The organism is Campylobacter sp. CFSAN122748 (genome assembly GCF_045277125.1).
GTDB lineage: Bacteria > Campylobacterota > Campylobacteria > Campylobacterales > Campylobacteraceae > Campylobacter_D > Campylobacter_D jejuni.
On the sequence record NZ_CP116953.1, the window covers coordinates 726,797 to 745,835 of the forward strand.

General features: G+C 33.9%; 11 protein-coding genes, 2 tRNA genes, 3 rRNA genes and 2 pseudogenes. 17 read left to right on the forward strand and 1 reads right to left on the reverse strand.

The features are described 5' to 3' along the window. Positions 1-935 precede the first annotated feature (935 nt). From OT390_RS03860 to OT390_RS03920, 13 genes and pseudogenes are all read left to right on the forward strand, one after another. A pseudogene (locus OT390_RS03860) lies at positions 936-1,861 on the forward strand (hypothetical protein); the annotation flags it as partial. 482 nt (positions 1,862-2,343) lie between these two features. Continuing rightward, on the forward strand, positions 2,344-2,481 hold the full coding sequence (locus OT390_RS03865; RefSeq protein WP_285895008.1) for a hypothetical protein: 138 nt from the start codon (positions 2,344-2,346) through the stop codon (positions 2,479-2,481). Then, positions 2,453-2,695 (forward strand): hypothetical protein, encoded by a 243-nt coding sequence (locus OT390_RS03870; RefSeq protein WP_250488236.1) that lies wholly within the window; start codon positions 2,453-2,455, stop codon positions 2,693-2,695. The genes OT390_RS03865 and OT390_RS03870 overlap by 29 nt, the downstream gene beginning before the upstream one ends. 251 nt (positions 2,696-2,946) lie before the next feature. Next, positions 2,947-3,264: a hypothetical protein gene (locus OT390_RS03875; protein WP_050552359.1), complete on the forward strand. Its 318-nt coding sequence runs from the start codon at positions 2,947-2,949 to the stop codon at positions 3,262-3,264. 153 nt (positions 3,265-3,417) lie between these two features. Then, the gene (locus OT390_RS03880; RefSeq protein ID WP_394535913.1) at positions 3,418-3,636 is read left to right on the forward strand and encodes a hypothetical protein; all 219 of its coding nucleotides are present in this window, start codon (positions 3,418-3,420) and stop codon (positions 3,634-3,636) included. A 545-nt stretch (positions 3,637-4,181) separates the two neighbouring features. Further along, positions 4,182-5,694: ribosomal RNA gene (locus tag OT390_RS03885) — 16S ribosomal RNA — on the forward strand. A gap of 102 nt (positions 5,695-5,796) precedes the next feature. Next, a tRNA-Ala gene (locus OT390_RS03890) sits at positions 5,797-5,872 on the forward strand. A gap of 8 nt (positions 5,873-5,880) precedes the next feature. Then, positions 5,881-5,957: transfer RNA gene (locus tag OT390_RS03895), tRNA-Ile, on the forward strand. A 533-nt stretch (positions 5,958-6,490) separates the two neighbouring features. Then, positions 6,491-9,397, forward strand: a 23S ribosomal RNA gene (locus tag OT390_RS03900). Between the two features lie 255 nt (positions 9,398-9,652). After that, positions 9,653-9,769 (forward strand): 5S ribosomal RNA (rrf, locus tag OT390_RS03905). Together the 16S, 23S and 5S rRNA genes with 2 tRNA genes alongside form the textbook arrangement of a ribosomal RNA operon. A 1,026-nt stretch (positions 9,770-10,795) precedes the next feature. Next, the gene (locus OT390_RS03910; RefSeq protein ID WP_002776614.1) at positions 10,796-10,888 is read left to right on the forward strand and encodes a hypothetical protein; all 93 of its coding nucleotides are present in this window, start codon (positions 10,796-10,798) and stop codon (positions 10,886-10,888) included. Positions 10,889-11,317: 429 nt separating this feature from the next. Then, positions 11,318-11,581, forward strand: a complete 264-nt coding sequence (locus OT390_RS03915; RefSeq protein WP_032587075.1) for a hypothetical protein — start codon at positions 11,318-11,320, stop codon at positions 11,579-11,581. Between the two features lie 4 nt (positions 11,582-11,585). Beyond that, positions 11,586-12,139, forward strand: a pseudogene (locus tag OT390_RS03920) (RNA-guided endonuclease InsQ/TnpB family protein). A 91-nt stretch (positions 12,140-12,230) separates the two neighbouring features. Here OT390_RS03920 and OT390_RS03925 read toward each other — a convergent pair. Then, on the reverse strand, positions 12,231-12,932 hold the full coding sequence (locus tag OT390_RS03925; RefSeq protein ID WP_002868519.1) for an energy transducer TonB: 702 nt from the start codon (positions 12,930-12,932) through the stop codon (positions 12,231-12,233). A gap of 272 nt (positions 12,933-13,204) precedes the next feature. Here OT390_RS03925 and OT390_RS03930 point away from each other — a divergent pair, with 272 nt between their 5' ends. The 4 genes from OT390_RS03930 to dnaK all read left to right on the forward strand — a co-directional run bounded on the left by OT390_RS03930 (position 13,205) and on the right by dnaK (position 18,804). Then, positions 13,205-15,292: a TonB-dependent siderophore receptor gene (locus OT390_RS03930; protein ID WP_032587072.1), complete on the forward strand. Its 2,088-nt coding sequence runs from the start codon at positions 13,205-13,207 to the stop codon at positions 15,290-15,292. A gap of 300 nt (positions 15,293-15,592) precedes the next feature. Further along, complete coding sequence (locus OT390_RS03935) at positions 15,593-16,387, forward strand: HrcA family transcriptional regulator (protein ID WP_011049776.1); 795 nt, start codon at positions 15,593-15,595, stop codon at positions 16,385-16,387. Beyond that, positions 16,384-16,911, forward strand: coding sequence for a nucleotide exchange factor GrpE (gene grpE, locus OT390_RS03940; protein WP_002859792.1), 528 nt, complete (start codon positions 16,384-16,386; stop codon positions 16,909-16,911). Before OT390_RS03935 ends, grpE begins: the two co-directional genes overlap by 4 nt. Before the next feature lie 21 nt (positions 16,912-16,932). Next, entirely contained in the window at positions 16,933-18,804 is a 1,872-nt protein-coding gene (dnaK, locus tag OT390_RS03945; protein ID WP_002826316.1) for a molecular chaperone DnaK, read from the forward strand. The last annotated feature ends 235 nt before the right edge of the window (positions 18,805-19,039 follow it).

Here is a 19,039-nt window from a genome sequence, read left to right on the forward strand (position 1 = left end):
TAACAAGTTTTGAAGAAAATGGAGCTTTATTGGGTAATTCTAGTAGTAAATTTAGTTTTGATGATAGTAGTAAAGTTAAAAACTGGACTAAATATGGAAGTATTGCGGATGCAACAGAATGGAATAAATTTGCTGATTTTTGGAATGTAAATAAAGAAAAATTTAGAACAGCTTTTGATCATTTTCGTTTGATTGATGATATTGATTTTAGTGGCGTGAAAACATACATAGTAGGTGATAATACAAGCAATGCTTTTGCTAAATCTTTCGATGGTTCTGGTTATGCTTTAAAAAATGTTAATATTAATTCATCAAATCAATATGTAGGAATTTTTGGAGTTGTTCAAAATAGCTATATAAGAAACCTTAATATTCAAGGATTGAAAATTGCTTCAACTGGTTATGATGCTTATGTTGGAGGTATAGTAGGGCAAAATATTGCAAACAGTTATACGGGTTTTGAAAATGTGACTGTTAATGATCTCGTTATTAATACAGCTGTAAATACTAAAGTTGGCGGAATAATAGGCTGGGGAAATGGTAGTGGAGGGAATAACACTATCAATTTTACAAATGTTGCTATTAATAATATAAGTATAGTAGCAAAAAAAGGTTCTTATGTGGGTGGCATAGGCAGACAAATTGATGGTGGTAATTTTAATAATGTTGTGGTTAATGACATAGAAAAACTTATAACTTCTGGGAATGATAGTAAAACAGGAGGATTTACTGGAAAAGTTGGAAATTTAAAGATTAATAATGCTTACTTATTTTATAAAAATGGAGCAATTTTGAGTGCTGGAAACTATAAAACACAAGCTGGAAAAGTTATTGGTGATCCTGGAATTAGTGTAAATAATAATTTTAGTAATATTTATGTTTATCATAATTTAGAAAATGGTTACATTGATGAAGGACAGAATTTTTTTAAGTCTGTGCAATATAATAATGAAGTAACAGGAAAAAAAGATTTTGATAGCGCTGTAAGAAAGAAATTTAACGATATAAAATATCTTAATAATAATTCTTATGCTTTTGCTGATTCTTTTACCAAGGTAACAGATGCTGTGAAATTATCCAAAGACGACTTTGACCCTAAATTACTTCAAAGAATTTTAGATGATTTGATGAATGGAAAATACACTTATGATTTTGATACCAAAACTTGGACTTACGCAGATAGCAAGGGTGTGGCAGGGGAAAATGAAGCCAGTGAGATCACTCAAAGTTTAAATTTCTTAAATGCATTTAAAGATACTGGAGTAGAACAAGAATTTTTAAAGTTATGGCAAGGTTCGCAAGAACAAAGTTATAAAAATTATACCAATCTTTATGAAAAATGGACGCAAAAGAAAACTGCTATGGATAAAATCAAAACCGGCAAAGGTTGTTTCGCTAGTTTTAAAGAAGAATTATAAAAATACCAAGAAGCCTTAGCTCAACTTGACAAAGAAAATAAAAACTATGAAAAATCAAAGAATCAGGCTTAGTTAGCGATGAAACGCTTAGAGTTATGTATGCAAAACTTTTAGAACAAAAAGAAGCTCTTGAAAAGCAGTTTGCGGATCTTAGTGGAAATGAAGGATTTCACTATAAGCTTGAAAATGAGATTCTAAATTCTCAAGGTTTTGCTATAAATGGAAGCGATGTAGATGGTAAAGTGTACACTGGAAAATATAATTTTGAAGGAAAATTAGCCTCATTGCCAGAAAAATCAAATATATCTATCTATGAGCCAGATAAACAAAAAAAAGAGGGAGGGGGTGAAGATCCAGACAAACCTTCTGTATTGCCGCCTGAAATTCCTGAAAAGGTTGTAGAAGCTCCTATAAAAATTCAAACTAAAGTAGACACAAAAAAAGAAGATGATGATCAAGTGGACATAGGAGAAGTAGATGCTAGAAGTAGTGGTTTGCGTTGTATTGTAAGTGATAATTTTAAGACAATGAACATTTGTGTAAATGCAAAATAGGAAATAAAAATGAGAAAAATTTTAGTTGTTTTAATCTTATTGTAAGTATTTTCACATGCTGAAGAGCTAAATAATAATAAAATAAGAGAGCTTATAGAAAGCTCTTCTGAAGCAAATGGACCACAAAATAAAAATTAAAAAATACATTAAAAAATCAAAAAAGCCCTGTAAATTTTAAAGAGCAAAATACTACAAATATTGCAAATTTACAAACTGATCAAAATGAAGCTAAGGTTTTTGTAAGAGAGTATGTTTTGCATATCGATAATAAAGATTTGACATTTAAAAAATTAAGAATTAGCGAAAAATAAATTCAAGATGCAATAGCTGAATATCGCAACCAAGAATTAAGCTTACAAAATTTAAAAGATATAACAAACATTATAGTTTATTATTGTCAATTAAGTGGCCATCCTTCGGCAACTGCTTATATACCACCGCAAGATTTAAGTTCTAACAAAGTGCAAATTAACATAGTTTTTGGAACTTTTAGGAAAAGTAATTATTAAAAACAACTCAGGTGTCAGAGATTATGCTTTAGAGAGTAAATTGAACAAAAATCTTAAAGGGAAAGTTATCACAACTAAAAATGTGGAAAATGAAATTTATAAAATCAATGAAATATACGGAATCCAAACCAATGCTAATTTACAATCAGGTGATGGTTATGGAGAAAGCGATGTTATTATAGAAGTAAACAAAGGTGAGATAGTGCAACTTTAACTTTATATTCTAACAACTATGGGGCTAAAGAAACAGGTCGTTTTAGAGCAGGAATGAGTCAAAGTTTAAACAATATAGCAAGATAAGGGGATAACTTAAATTTTTATCTTCAAGATAGTGATGAAAATCAAACAGATTATGGGATTAATTATAGTACTTTTATAGGGAATTTAAAAATTACTCCATTTGCAACTCAAGGACATTATGTTCCTGGCAGAATTTATAGAAATCTTAGTTTTTATAGGGACTCTATGAATGTTGGAGTAAATTTTTCTTATCCTGTGTTTTTATATACTGAGTATTCTTTATATCTTGTTTCGGGTTTTACTCATAAAAAGATTAAAGATTATTATCTTGATGGTTTAGTAAGCAATGAAAAAGCGAGAAATAGTGTAAATTTGGGCATAGAAAGAACTTATAGAGGTTTGGAGAATAATGTCCTAAGTTATACTTTAAATTTTATATATGGTAATGTTGAAAATGATGGTGATTTTTCTGGATTTAATGAAGTAAATTTAGGAAATTTTGGAAAAATGAATTTAAATTTAAGCAACAAATATCAATTCTAAGAACGCTTAACTCACATTTTTCAACTTAATTATCAAAAAGTTATCAGCGATGCTGTTTTAGATAGTAGTGAATCCGTATCTTTAGGTAGACCTTGTGGTATATGTGTTTGTTTAGAAGGTGAGGGAAGTGCGGATAATGTTGTTTCTGGCGCCTTGGGAATAAGATTTCAAACACCTTTAGAAGGGCTTTACTCGACTCCTTTTTATGATATAGGGTATTCTTGGTATGAAAATAAAGAATATCAAAGTGAAAATCATTATCTTATGGATGCAATGGGTATACAAATACTCTATACAAGAAGTGCTAATTTTTATGTAAAAATGGATGCTGCAAGAGCTGTTCATCGGTTTAAACACGATGGAGAACATTGAGCAAGAGTTTATGCAAGCCTAGAAAAATACTTTTAACTTTGGGGTGATTGGAAAATCCCCCCCCCCCCGCCATTTTTAAACCCACCAAATACTTAATATAAATACTTACACAAATATTTATACTATTTAATCCTTTGTTTAATACACTTTTAAGTTTAATTGGTTATACTTTCATTTCCTTTTTTTGAAAAAAGGACTTAAAATCTTTTAAATTATAAAGTTTCACTAGCTTAGTAGATTTTATAAATTAACTCTTTTGGTTTTTGTCTTATAAACTAAAAGCTTTTTTATAAATCTTGTTTTTTAATTTAAAAACTTTTCTTTTAAAAATGATTTTTTGTTTTGTTCTTTTAACTTAGTATTGTTATTCAAATCTTATTAGTCAATCTTTGAAATCTAAATAAGTGATCGATTGAGCCAGAAAAGATTTAGGCATAAGCAATTATGTAAAATCTATTCAATCTAATAATTAAAAAGATTAAAAGCTTTTCTTTTAATCTTTCATAACTTTTTCTTTGAAGAAAAAGATTAAACTATCTATAATTTTTATGGAGAGTTTGATCCTGGCTCAGAGTGAACGCTGGCGGCGTGCCTAATACATGCAAGTCGAACGATGAAGCTTCTAGCTTGCTAGAAGTGGATTAGTGGCGCACGGGTGAGTAAGGTATAGTTAATCTGCCCTACACAAGAGGACAACAGTTGGAAACGACTGCTAATACTCTATACTCCTGCTTAACACAAGTTGAGTAGGGAAAGTTTTTCGGTGTAGGATGAGACTATATAGTATCAGCTAGTTGGTAAGGTAATGGCTTACCAAGGCTATGACGCTTAACTGGTCTGAGAGGATGATCAGTCACACTGGAACTGAGACACGGTCCAGACTCCTACGGGAGGCAGCAGTAGGGAATATTGCGCAATGGGGGAAACCCTGACGCAGCAACGCCGCGTGGAGGATGACACTTTTCGGAGCGTAAACTCCTTTTCTTAGGGAAGAATTCTGACGGTACCTAAGGAATAAGCACCGGCTAACTCCGTGCCAGCAGCCGCGGTAATACGGAGGGTGCAAGCGTTACTCGGAATCACTGGGCGTAAAGGGCGCGTAGGCGGATTATCAAGTCTCTTGTGAAATCTAATGGCTTAACCATTAAACTGCTTGGGAAACTGATAGTCTAGAGTGAGGGAGAGGCAGATGGAATTGGTGGTGTAGGGGTAAAATCCGTAGATATCACCAAGAATACCCATTGCGAAGGCGATCTGCTGGAACTCAACTGACGCTAAGGCGCGAAAGCGTGGGGAGCAAACAGGATTAGATACCCTGGTAGTCCACGCCCTAAACGATGTACACTAGTTGTTGGGGTGCTAGTCATCTCAGTAATGCAGCTAACGCATTAAGTGTACCGCCTGGGGAGTACGGTCGCAAGATTAAAACTCAAAGGAATAGACGGGGACCCGCACAAGCGGTGGAGCATGTGGTTTAATTCGAAGATACGCGAAGAACCTTACCTGGGCTTGATATCCTAAGAACCTTTTAGAGATAAGAGGGTGCTAGCTTGCTAGAACTTAGAGACAGGTGCTGCACGGCTGTCGTCAGCTCGTGTCGTGAGATGTTGGGTTAAGTCCCGCAACGAGCGCAACCCACGTATTTAGTTGCTAACGGTTCGGCCGAGCACTCTAAATAGACTGCCTTCGTAAGGAGGAGGAAGGTGTGGACGACGTCAAGTCATCATGGCCCTTATGCCCAGGGCGACACACGTGCTACAATGGCATATACAATGAGACGCAATACCGCGAGGTGGAGCAAATCTATAAAATATGTCCCAGTTCGGATTGTTCTCTGCAACTCGAGAGCATGAAGCCGGAATCGCTAGTAATCGTAGATCAGCCATGCTACGGTGAATACGTTCCCGGGTCTTGTACTCACCGCCCGTCACACCATGGGAGTTGATTTCACTCGAAGCCGGAATACTAAACTAGTTACCGTCCACAGTGGAATCAGCGACTGGGGTGAAGTCGTAACAAGGTAACCGTAGGAGAACCTGCGGTTGGATCACCTCCTTTCTAGAGTACAAAGTAATAAGTCTCACAACTATTACTTCAATATATAAACTCAATTGATTCTTGTTTAGATTTCAAAGATTGATGATAAAGCTAATTGTTTATGGGGAATTAGCTCAGCTGGGAGAGCGCCTGCTTTGCACGCAGGAGGTCAGCGGTTCGATCCCGCTATTCTCCACCATTTATTAAGGGCCTATAGCTCAGCTGGTTAGAGTGCACCCCTGATAAGGGTGAGGTCACAAGTTCAAGTCTTGTTAGGCCCACCATAAAAAAGATTTGAATAAAGAAGCTTTAAAATCTAAAGCAAGTATATAAAATAGATTAAATATAAAATATAAACTCTATACTTAGATTTATTTTTATCTTTAACTATAAAAGAATATACTTTAATAGATATAAGTAGCATATACATTATGCATTTATATTTATAATGATTATGTTAATATATATACTTCCTTTAGGTTTTAAACCTAAATGTTCTTTTAATTATCATTGTTAAGAGTCACAAGCAAGTTTTAATAAAAACAATTTTACAGGACTTGTTAAAGGATAAAACCTATTTATCTTTTCTTTAGTTTAACTTAACTTTTAGCTGTCTTCTCTTCTATGAATAAAGAGAATATTAGATTTAAGGATTATAAATTAAAGACAAGTTTCAAACTCACAGCTTAGTTGAGACTAAATCATTTAGTTTTATATTAAGTGTTTGAATGCTTTCCGTCTTAAGATAAAGAAGTCTTATCATAAAAACTTTAACAAGGAAGTGATGCGTTTTAGAATCAATAATAAAAGGTAAAAAAGGTAAGCTACTAAGAGCGAATGGTGGATGCCTTGACTGGTAAAGGCGATGAAGGACGTACTAGACTGCGATAAGCTACGGGGAGCTGTCAAGAAGCTTTGATCCGTAGATTTCCGAATGGGGCAACCCAATGTATAGAGATATACATTACCTATATAGGAGCGAACGAGGGGAATTGAAACATCTTAGTACCCTCAGGAAAAGAAATCAATAGAGATTGCGTCAGTAGCGGCGAGCGAAAGCGCAAGAGGGCAAACCCAGTGCTTGCACTGGGGGTTGTAGGACTGCAATGTGCAAGAGGTAAGTTTAGCAGAACATTCTGGAAAGTATAACCATAGAGGGTGATAGTCCCGTATGCGAAAAACAAACCTTAGCTAGCAGTATCCTGAGTAGGGCGGGACACGAGGAATCCTGTCTGAATCCGGGTCGACCACGATCCAACCCTAAATACTAATACCAGATCGATAGTGCACAAGTACCGTGAGGGAAAGGTGAAAAGAACTGAGGTGATCAGAGTGAAATAGAACCTGAAACCATTTGCTTACAATCATTCAGAGCCCTATGTAGCAATACAGGGTGATGGACTGCCTTTTGCATAATGAGCCTGCGAGTTGTGGTGTCTGGCAAGGTTAAGCAAACGCGAAGCCGTAGCGAAAGCGAGTCTGAATAGGGCGCTTAGTCAGATGCTGCAGACCCGAAACGAAGTGATCTATCCATGAGCAAGTTGAAGCTAGTGTAAGAACTAGTGGAGGACTGAACCCATAGGCGTTGAAAAGCCCCGGGATGACTTGTGGATAGGGGTGAAAGGCCAATCAAACTTCGTGATAGCTGGTTCTCTCCGAAATATATTTAGGTATAGCGTTGTGTCGTAATATAAGGGGGTAGAGCACTGAATGGGCTAGGGCATACACCAATGTACCAAACCCTATCAAACTCCGAATACCTTATATGTAATCACAGCAGTCAGGCGGCGAGTGATAAAATCCGTCGTCAAGAGGGAAACAACCCAGACTACCAGCTAAGGTCCCTAAATCTTACTTAAGTGGAAAACGATGTGAAGTTACTTAAACAACCAGGAGGTTGGCTTAGAAGCAGCCATCCTTTAAAGAAAGCGTAATAGCTCACTGGTCTAGTGATTTTGCGCGGAAAATATAACGGGGCTAAAGTAAGTACCGAAGCTGTAGACTTAGTTTACTAAGTGGTAGGAGAGCGTTCTATTTGCGTCGAAGGTATACCGGTAAGGAGTGCTGGAGCGAATAGAAGTGAGCATGCAGGCATGAGTAGCGATAATTAATGTGAGAATCATTAACGCCGTAAACCCAAGGTTTCCTACGCGATGCTCGTCATCGTAGGGTTAGTCGGGTCCTAAGTCGAGTCCGAAAGGGGTAGACGATGGCAAATTGGTTAATATTCCAATACCAACATTAGTGTGCGATGGAAGGACGCTTAGGGCTAAGGGGGCTAGCGGATGGAAGTGCTAGTCTAAGGTCGTAGGAGGTTATACAGGCAAATCCGTATAACAATACTCCGAGAACTGAAAGGCTTTTTGAAGTCTTCGGATGGATAGAAGAACCCCTGATGCCGTCGAGCCAAGAAAAGTTTCTAAGTTTAGCTAATGTTGCCCGTACCGTAAACCGACACAGGTGGGTGGGATGAGTATTCTAAGGCGCGTGGAAGAACTCTCTTTAAGGAACTCTGCAAAATAGCACCGTATCTTCGGTATAAGGTGTGGTTAGCTTTGTATTAGGATTTACTCCGAAAGCAAGGAAACTTACAACAAAGAGTCCCTCCCGACTGTTTACCAAAAACACAGCACTCTGCTAACTCGTAAGAGGATGTATAGGGTGTGACGCCTGCCCGGTGCTCGAAGGTTAATTGATGGGGTTAGCATTAGCGAAGCTCTTGATCGAAGCCCGAGTAAACGGCGGCCGTAACTATAACGGTCCTAAGGTAGCGAAATTCCTTGTCGGTTAAATACCGACCTGCATGAATGGCGTAACGAGATGGGAGCTGTCTCAAAGAGGGATCCAGTGAAATTGTAGTGGAGGTGAAAATTCCTCCTACCCGCGGCAAGACGGAAAGACCCCGTGGACCTTTACTACAGCTTGACACTGCTACTTGGATAAGAATGTGCAGGATAGGTGGGAGGCTTTGAGTATATGACGCCAGTTGTATATGAGCCATTGTTGAGATACCACTCTTTCTTATTTGGGTAGCTAACCAGCTTGAGTTATCCTCAAGTGGGACAATGTCTGGTGGGTAGTTTGACTGGGGCGGTCGCCTCCCAAATAATAACGGAGGCTTACAAAGGTTGGCTCAGAACGGTTGGAAATCGTTCGTAGAGTATAAAGGTATAAGCCAGCTTAACTGCAAGACATACAAGTCAAGCAGAGACGAAAGTCGGTCTTAGTGATCCGGTGGTTCTGTGTGGAAGGGCCATCGCTCAAAGGATAAAAGGTACCCCGGGGATAACAGGCTGATCTCCCCCAAGAGCTCACATCGACGGGGAGGTTTGGCACCTCGATGTCGGCTCATCGCATCCTGGGGCTGGAGCAGGTCCCAAGGGTATGGCTGTTCGCCATTTAAAGCGGTACGCGAGCTGGGTTCAGAACGTCGTGAGACAGTTCGGTCCCTATCTGCCGTGGGCGTAAGAAGATTGAAGAGATTTGACCCTAGTACGAGAGGACCGGGTTGAACAAACCACTGGTGTAGCTGTTGTTCTGCCAAGAGCATCGCAGCGTAGCTAAGTTTGGAAAGGATAAACGCTGAAAGCATCTAAGCGTGAAGCCAACTCTAAGATGAATCTTCTCTAAGCTCTCTAGAAGACTACTAGTTTGATAGGCTGGGTGTGTAATGGATGAAAGTCCTTTAGCTGACCAGTACTAATAGAGCGTTTGGCTTATCTTTAATAAAGCATCACTTCCTTGTTAAGGTTTTTAAGAAGACTTTGAATATAGATAATATTTAGAGTTTAATAGAAATCTTTCAAGTAGAGTTTGTATTAGAACTTGCTCTTAACATTGTTTTTTAAGTATTCTATATAAAAACTTATCAAAGATAAAAGATAAGAAAAGAAGAAAGAGAATAAAGAAAAAAGTAAAGGAATAAAAGATTAAGTTTTATTCTTAAATTCAATCTTTCAAAGAATATTTAAATAACAATGTCCGTGATTATACAGATGTGGAAACGCCTTGCTCCATCCCGAACCAAGAAGCTAAGCACATCGTGGGTGATGATACTACGCCTTACTGGCAGGGGGAAAGTAGCTCATTGCGGACTTGTTAATTCTGCTTTATCTTATTCTTATAGATTTAAAATCTTAGTTTTTATATGTCAATCGTTGTTTTTATATTTAATTATTTTTTTATGTTTATAGGTTTAATTAGCTTGGGTTGATTTAATTTGTAGTTTTATATTTAAATTGATTTGTTGTGTTGTCAGCTTAGCTATGGTTGTTGATTGGCTTGGGTTAATTTAATGGTTGTTTGAGTTGTTTAGTTTATATGTTTTTATATCTCAATTATTCTTTTATGTTTACTTGTATAGGTTTATTTATTCAATCTATTTTTATGTGTCAATTGTTCTTTATATGTCTAGTTTATATTTTATTATGTAGGTTGGGTTTATTCAATAATTGGGTTGGATTTTTAATCACTCAAGTTTATTTTATAGTGTTTATTGAGGTTTATGGGTTGGGGTTGTTATACACTTCTTGGTTGGGTTAGGGGTTAATGTTGGGTTAGGGTGGATAGACTATGATTGTCTATTCTTGTTGGCGAGAATGAATGTTATACTTGAGATAAATTTTTATCATCGATAGTCTTGCTATTTAATTGATGTTTGTAAAAGAGTGTGTGTAATTTATGGCTTGTTTGGGTTTGGGTGGGATTAGCTTGGTTAATTTATGGTTTTTTATTGTTAATCTTATAAATTAAATTTATTGGTTTAATCAATTAAATTAATTATGCTTGCTTGATTTATTGCTTTATGGGTCGGTTGAGATTGTTTTTGTCTGGGTGATTGAGATTTATTGTTTGCTTGTTCTTTACCAATACTTTTATTTTATAGTGTTTATTGAGGTTTTATGGGTTGGGGGTTGTTTATGATGAAATAAATATTGCTGTAAATACATGCAAGGGTTTAGTGTTGTCTAAAAAAAGATTACTTGCTTTAAATTTATCTTTTTTTATTCAATAAAACTCTCACTTCTTAAGTGGGAGATGAATTGCTTACAGTGTTGTTGTACAGCTCTAGTTAGGTATTTGACATAATCAGTAATTTTTTATAGAATACCTATGCGGAATAATGCTAGAAACTCTTAAAAAATATGCAGAAAATCAAGGCATAGAAGATAATTACCCTAAAAAAATATATAACCAAAAAGAAAAAAAGCCCTAATGGAACAAAGCAATGCAAATAACCAAAGGTTTTAAATATAGAATTCTACCTAAACAAAGAACAACAAAAGCTTATTAATCATCAATGTTTCATCTATATCAAGCCTATAATATTTGTTTAAATTTACAGCAAGAGCAGTGGGATAAAAATAAGAATTTAGATAAAAAAGATAGGAGTTATTTAAAGGCAAGTAAGATAGATAATCAATAAAACTAGCCTTATAAAAGCAAGAGAATTAAGCTATAAAAGTGTTGTAACCCAACAAGCAAGGATTAATCTTCTCGTGCCTTAGAGCAAGTAATTAGAGATAAAAACAAAGGCTTTCCCAAATTTAAAAACTCTAAATTTGCAAAGCAAAGCTTTAATTGGAATAATCAAGCCTACAAAATCAAAGATAGTGATACTACTAAGTTTAAGATATTTAGACTTATGAATACATTTTTTAAAATGCGTTATCACAGAGATTTACCAAATACTTATAAGTTTAATCAAATCACTATTATCAAAAATCACAATAAATACTATTTAGCTTTTAGTATCATTTATGATGAATCAAATGCTTCTTTAATATCTAGCAAAGATTTTGATATTAAAAAAGCAGTTGATATTGATTTAAATATCAATGAGATTACCTTAAGCAGTGGAGAGTTAATAGCTACTAACTCAAAGCTACTTAGTAGAGCTGAATATTAAAAGATTGCAAAGAAAACAAAGCAGGAGAATATTAAAAACAAAAAAGGAGAAAACAAAGTTAAGCCATAATTTCAAAAAAACACAATTAAAATTAAATAAAATCTATGAAAAAAGTTCAAATATCAAAAAGGATAGTTATCACAAGATAACTTCAAAACTCATACAAGAATTTGACTTGCTAGTAGTTGAAGATTTGCAAATTAAGAATATGTCTAAAAGAGCTAAATTAAAGAATATAAAAGCTAAAAGTGGTTTAAATAAATCTATTCTTAATACTTCATTCTATCAATTCTCTCAATATCTAGAGTATAAAGCAAAGCATAATGGCAAATTCTTTATAAAAGTCAATCCACAATATACAAGCAAAACTTGTAGTGTATGTGGAAATATCAAAAAAATCTTATGTTTAAAGATAGAGTGTATCTTTGTGAAAAATGTGGCAACACTTTACATAGAGATATTAATGCTGCAAATAATATCTTAAAGCGTGGATTAAAGTTGTTTGGGTTAGGAATTAGCCTTGAGGACTATAAACTCAAAGCCTTTCGAATTAGCTAATACTAGTTAGCTTTAGCTAGGAAGCTTCTACTTCTAAGCGTTAGCAAAGCTGGAGTGATTTGCATTAAAAATAGAGTATATTGTGAAAGATTTAGCTTAATTTATATACCAATGGTATTTTTATATGAAAAGTTTTTTCATATTGTGGAAATTTTTTAGAAGCTATGCGTATAGTTTCTAAAGCACTTTTATTTAGAAAATCATATTTTGAAGGTTTAAGTATTTTTAAATTTTCTAATTTCTTTTCTTTCGTCCAAGTAAATTCTACAAGAACTTCCCCACTCATACGCATTTTTCTAGCTTGTCTAGGGTAAATTAAGGCTTCATCTATTGCTGATTTTATTTCTTTTAAAAGCTCGCTATTGCTAGTTAAAGATACGCTTTGATGAGAGTTGGTTTGCGGGGTTTGTTGCTGCACGATCGGTTGTTGCGAGCTTGTATCTTTTTTGGGTTGACTTATTGTTTTAGGGTTTATTGAGGGAATTGCCTTTTTAGGTTTGGTGATAGGTTTTTCTTTTCTTGTTTTTGTTTTTTTGATTATTTCTCGTACAGATTCTTCGGGTTGTATGCTAGAAGGTTCTTGTATAGTTTGTATTGGCTGTGTCGGTTTTATATCGGAGGAATTTTGTACAAAATGTTTTATCGCTATATTAAATTTATTTTCTTTAATAGTGTCATTGGGTTGTATGTGTAAAAAATTTTTATAATAAAGAAAAACAAAAAATAAAGGTGTAAAAACAAATAAAGTGATAAGAGAAGATTGATTTTTATGATTGCTTATAAATGCTTTCATTTTTACTCCATTTATGATTTTAATTTCTATTTTTTGTTTAATAAAAACTATAGAGAAAATAGCAATAAAATACCCAAAGTATACTCTATATATATAGGTATTTTTATTTTTCTACTTATTTCTTTAAAAAGCTTATTTTTCAAGAATTATAGCAAGAAAAAATAAATTTTTAATTAATACTAATTATCACAATTGATACAAAATTTATCTTAAATTAATAATTATTATCATAATATTTTGATTTCTAATTAATATTTAACAAAAGGAGAAAAATGAAGAAATTATGTCTATCGGTTTGTGCCATTGGCCTTTTGGCTTCTAATGCTATATCGCAAAATGTAGAGCTAGACAGTTCGATCATTAGTGCTTCTGGATTTGCTCAAGATATTAAAGAAGCTCCTGCTACTATCAATGTTATCACTAAAAAAGAATTGCAAAGTAAGCCTTATAGAGATATTGCAGAAGCTATTGCAGACATCCCAGGTGTTGATTTATATGCTAGCAAGGGAAAAACAGGTTCTTATAATATCACTATGAGGGGTATTACTGGATATACTTTGGTTTTGATTGATGGGCGTCGTCAGGGTATTGGCGGAGAGGTGGGCCCTAATGGTTTTAATGAAATTTCAAATTCTTTCTTACCTCCAATTTCTAGTATAGAAAGGATAGAAGTTATAAAAGGTCCTATGAGTACTTTATACGGATCCGAAGCTTTAGGTGGGGTGGTAAATATCATTACCAAAAAAGTGAGTGATAAATGGGAAACTTCTGTAAGTTTGGATGCTCTTTTAAATGAAAATAAAGACTGGGGCAATACTTATGGAGCAAGTATTTATTCTAGTGGTCCTTTGATGAATGATAAATTAGGTCTAACGCTTCGTTTTAGAGAATTTTACAGACAGCAATCTAATGTTGAATTTACAAATGGAAGTGGACAAAGAGTTCCAGGAGATCAAGCTCAAAGTCCTACAAAGGCAAATAATTTTAACATAGGAACAAGAATTAGTTATTTAGCTAATGATTATAATACCTTTATATTTGATATAGATTTTTCAAGAAATCATTATGATAATAAAAAAGGTCAATTAGGAACTATTACAAAACCAGGTGATAAAGGTAGCTTAATAGGTGGTTATACTGATATAATGGAAGTTGATAAATTTGTGACTTATTTAAGTCATGAGGGTGTTTATGAAAACTTTTCTATCACTTCTGGTTTGCAGTATAATAGAGTAAGCAATAACGGCCGTGAAGTCGTAGGACAAGCCACGCAGCCGTTTTTGGGAGAAAATAGGGATATAGTCGCAGAAGATATTATCTTAGATACTAAGTCTGTTATTCCTCTAGGACAAAGTCATATTTTAAGCGTAGGCGGTGAATATAGGCTTGAAAAAATGCAAGATAAAATAGCTAATCCTACTAATTTTGATCAGTATTTATTGGCAATATTTGCAGAGGATGAGTATAGTATAAAAGATGATTTAAGATTTACTTTTGGAGCAAGATATAATCATCATGAAATTTTTGGAAACAATGTTTCACCAAGAGCTTATTTGGTTTATAATCCTACCGATGAACTTACTTTAAAAGGCGGTGTATCTACGGGTTTTAGGACTCCTTATGCAAATCGTTTGATAAATGGAGCTTATAATTATAGTGGTCAAGGTAGATTCCCTATATATGGAAATCCTGATTTAAAAGAAGAGACATCTTTAAATTATGAAATAGCAGCTATTTATAATAATGATTTATTTTATGTTTCAGCAACAGGTTTTTTAACAAATTTTAAAGATAAAATTTCAACCCAAAGATATGACAAAAATAATATGATTCCAGGAATTGGTACTTGTAATGCTGATAGATGTTTTAGAGCGATCAATCATGGTAAGGTTGAGTACAAAGGTGTAGAGCTTGGAGCAGGGATAAGCCCTCTTGATAATTTAAATGTAAATTTTGCTTATACTTATCTTGATAGTGAGGTTAAAGAAGCACAAGATAAAAGTGTGATAGGTAAACCTGAGCAGGATAGTTTAAAACATAATATTATGTTGAAAACTGAATACAGCTTCTATAATAAAATTACCCCTTGGATAAAAGGCGAATGGCAAATAGATCGCTATATGGGTGATACTAATATAAATAGGGAATATTATAAGGATATCTTTTTAGCTTCTATGGGTGTGCGTTATGATATCAATAAGCAATGGAGTATCAACGCAGCTATTTATAATCTTTTTAACAAAAGTTTTACAGATGGTTGGGAATCTTATCAAAATAGCGGTACTACTACTTGGGTCAATACTTACAATCGCATAGAAGAAGGAAGAAGAATATATATTTCCATTAATGGTAGTTTTTAAGCTTTGATAGAAAAGCCAAAGAGCTTGTAAAGGCTTCTTTGGTTTTTTGTTTATAGCATCTTGTGCTTTTAAAAAAGTTAAATTATCGAATCTATTTAAAATTTCTTATCTAATTATCACCCTGTTTACCAATATTGAAATATATCCTATCCTTATAAAAAAGTAACTAATAAAACTTTAGTTATATAGACTAAATAAAATTAAGTATATTTTTTTATATTTATACTTGACAAAATAACACTCAATGTTGTATAATATATCTAGCAATCAAAAAATAGAGTGCTAGATATAAAGGAAAACATGATGAAAAGTCGAGATAAAAAGGATTTGATTTTAGAGTCTATTATCCAAACTTATCTTTTGGATAATGCACCTATTGGTTCTAATGAATTAAATTCAAACCTTTGTATACCTGCTTCGACTATACGCGTTTATCTTAAAAGACTTAGCGATGAGGGTTTGATCACTCAGCTTCATATAAGTAGTGGTAGAATTCCTACTATTTTAACGATGCAAAATTATTGGCAAAGTTTTTGGGAAAAAGAACAAGATAAAAATATCCATATCAAAAACGAAAGCTTTTTGAAAGAGTTAAGTAAAGAATTTGAAATTTATTGTCTTGTTTATGGAGGTAGAAGTTTAGTACTTAAAGAAGTACTAGATCTTAATACTAAATTTATAGTGCTTGATTTTGAAGATGAAGAGCTGGTTTTAAAATACGAAAAAGAAGCGTGGAATTTTTTACAAAGTCTTATAGGGCTTGATCTTTCTAGTATAGAAAAAATAGCTTTGAGAGTTCATTTTATAGATCTTGTAGAAAAAATAGCTAGCTTAAGACAAAATTTGATTTGCTATAGAAGCAATGAAGAAAGAGCTTATCAAATTTATCAAAATGATGAATTTGTTAAGCTCTTAGATTGTCAAATTCACCGTCATTTTAAAGAAAGTCTTGAATTTGAACCTTTATTTAAAGAAGGTTTTATGGGGCTTAAGGTAGATGCGCAGTTTTTGGGCGAAGATGTAAATATTATCTTAGCAGGTAGTGTTTATACGGATTATAAAAAGATATTACAATACATAAAGGAGGCGGCATGAGCGAACAAAAGCAAGAAATTGAAAATGAAAATGCACAAAATTCTGAAAATTTGCAGGATGATTTGCAAGATAATGAAAAAAACGAAACAAATGAATTACAAAAAGAATTAGAGGAATTAAAAGATAAATATATGCGTGCAAACGCTGAATTTGAAAATATTAAAAAAAGAATAGAAAAAGAAAAGCTAAGTGCTATGGCTTATGCAAATGAAAGCTTTGCAAAGGATTTGCTTGATGTTTTAGATGCTTTAGAAGCAGCTGTTAATGTCGAATGCCAAGATGAAATTAGCTTAAAAATCAAAGAAGGAGTGCAAAATACTTTAGATTTATTTCTTAAGAAACTTGAAAAACATGGGGTGGCTCTTATCAAAGATGAAAAAGAGTTTGATCCTAATTTACACGAAGCAATGTTTCATGTAGATAGTGAAAACCATCAAAGTGGTGAAGTGGTTCAAGTGCTTCAAAAAGGTTATAAAATAGCCGATCGCGTGATCCGCCCAACCAAAGTTAGTGTAGCAAAATAAATTTTAATAAAAGGATAAAAAATGAGTAAAGTTATAGGTATAGATTTAGGAACAACCAATTCTTGTGTTGCTGTGTATGAACGCGGCGAGAGCAAAGTAATCCCAAACAAAGAAGGAAAAAACACAACTCCTTCAGTGGTAGCTTTTACAGATAAAGGCGAAGTTTTAGTAGGCGATAGTGCAAAACGCCAAGCGGTAACCAACCCTGAAAAAACCATTTATTCTATCAAAAGAATTATGGGTTTAATGATCAATGAAGATGCGGCTAAAGAAGCTAAAAATAGACTTCCTTACCACATCACCGAAAGAAATGGTGCGTGCGCAATAGAAATCGCAGGTAAAATTTATACTCCGCAAGAAATTTCAGCAAAAGTTTTGATGAAATTAAAAGAAGATGCAGAAGCTTTTTTGGGTGAAAGTGTTACTGATGCGGTGATTACTGTGCCTGCTTATTTTAACGATGCACAAAGAAAAGCAACAAAAGAAGCAGGAACTATCGCAGGACTTAATGTATTAAGAATTATCAACGAGCCTACTTCAGCAGCTTTAGCTTATGGGCTTGATAAAAAAGATAGTGAAAAAATTGTGGTTTATGATCTAGGTGGGGGAACCTTTGATGTTACCGTACTTGAAACAGGGGATAATGTAGTAGAAGTTTTAGCAACAGGTGGTAACGCTTTCTTAGGTGGTGATGATTTTGATAATAAACTTATAGATTTTCTAGCTAATGAATTTAAAGATGAAACAGGCATAGATCTTAAAAATGATGTTATGGCTTTGCAACGCTTGAAAGAAGCAGCAGAAAATGCTAAAAAAGAATTAAGCTCAGCTAATGAAACTGAAATTAATTTACCATTTATCACAGCAGATGCAAGTGGGCCAAAACATTTGGTTAAAAAACTTACTAGAGCTAAATTTGAAGGTATGATTGATTCTTTAGTGGCTGAAACCATCACTAAAATCAATGAAGTAGTAAGCGATGCAGGGCTTAAAAAAGATGAGATCAAAGAAATCGTTATGGTAGGGGGCTCTACTCGTGTTCCTTTAGTGCAAGAAGAAGTGAAAAAAGCCTTTAATAAAGATCTTAATAAGTCTGTAAATCCTGATGAAGTTGTGGCTATCGGTGCGGCGATTCAAGGTGCGGTTATAAAAGGTGATGTAAAAGATGTGCTTTTACTTGATGTTACTCCGCTCTCTTTGGGTATAGAAACTCTAGGCGGGGTAATGACTAAGATTATCGAAAAAGGTACAACTATTCCAACTAAAAAAGAGCAAGTTTTCTCAACCGCTGAAGATAATCAAAGTGCTGTAACTATCAATGTTTTACAAGGGGAAAGAGAATTTAGTCGTGATAATAAATCTTTAGGAAATTTTAATCTTGAAGGAATTCCACCAGCACCACGCGGTATGCCACAAATCGAAGTTACTTTTGATATCGATGCAAATGGTATTTTAACTGTTAGTGCAAAAGATAAAGCAACAGGTAAGGCTCAAGAGATCAAAATCACAGGTTCAAGCGGACTTAGCGAGGAAGAGATTAATAACATGGTAAAAGATGCTGAACTTCACAAAGAAGAAGACAAAAAACGCAAAGAAGCTGTAGATGCTAGAAATGCAGCTGATAGCTTGGCGCATCAAGTAGAAAAATCTTTAAGTGAGTTGGGTGAAAAAGTTGCCGCTGCTGATAAAGAAAATATTCAAAAAGCTCTTGATGATTTGCGTGAGACTTTGAAAAATCAAAATGCAAGCAAAGAAGAGATTGAAAGCAAAATGAAAGCTTTAAGTGAAGTTTCTCACAAACTAGCTGAAAATATGTATAAAAAAGATGAGCCAAACACAGCAAATGATAAAAAGAAAAAAGATGACGATGTAATCGACGCTGAAGTTGAGTAATCTTAAAATCTCTATTCAAGCCTTTTTAAAAGGCTTGAAAATTTTTTAAAATTTTAAAAAAATGACAAAATCTGTAAAATATAATTTTTTTATTAGCTTGCTACCTAATTTTTCATTGATTTTTTAACCAATTCTTTTTGAAGTTCTAATTTAAATCAGACAATTCATTTTAGTGTAAGCAAACTAAAAAATTAGCAATAAAATAAAATTAATCTAAAAACTTTTTAGATATAAT

Coding starts and splice junctions, on each gene's coding strand:
- OT390_RS03875 (WP_050552359.1), top strand. CDS start 2,947: ATGAATGTTGGAGTAAATTTTTCTTATCCTGTGTTTTTATATACTGAG.
- OT390_RS03910 (WP_002776614.1), top strand. CDS start 10,796: ATGCTAGAAACTCTTAAAAAATATGCAGAAAATCAAGGCATAGAAGAT.
- OT390_RS03915 (WP_032587075.1), top strand. CDS start 11,318: ATGAATACATTTTTTAAAATGCGTTATCACAGAGATTTACCAAATACT.
- OT390_RS03925 (WP_002868519.1), bottom strand. CDS start 12,932: ATGAAAGCATTTATAAGCAATCATAAAAATCAATCTTCTCTTATCACT.
- OT390_RS03930 (WP_032587072.1), top strand. CDS start 13,205: ATGAAGAAATTATGTCTATCGGTTTGTGCCATTGGCCTTTTGGCTTCT.
- OT390_RS03935 (WP_011049776.1), top strand. CDS start 15,593: ATGATGAAAAGTCGAGATAAAAAGGATTTGATTTTAGAGTCTATTATC.
- grpE (WP_002859792.1), top strand. CDS start 16,384: ATGAGCGAACAAAAGCAAGAAATTGAAAATGAAAATGCACAAAATTCT.
- dnaK (WP_002826316.1), top strand. CDS start 16,933: ATGAGTAAAGTTATAGGTATAGATTTAGGAACAACCAATTCTTGTGTT.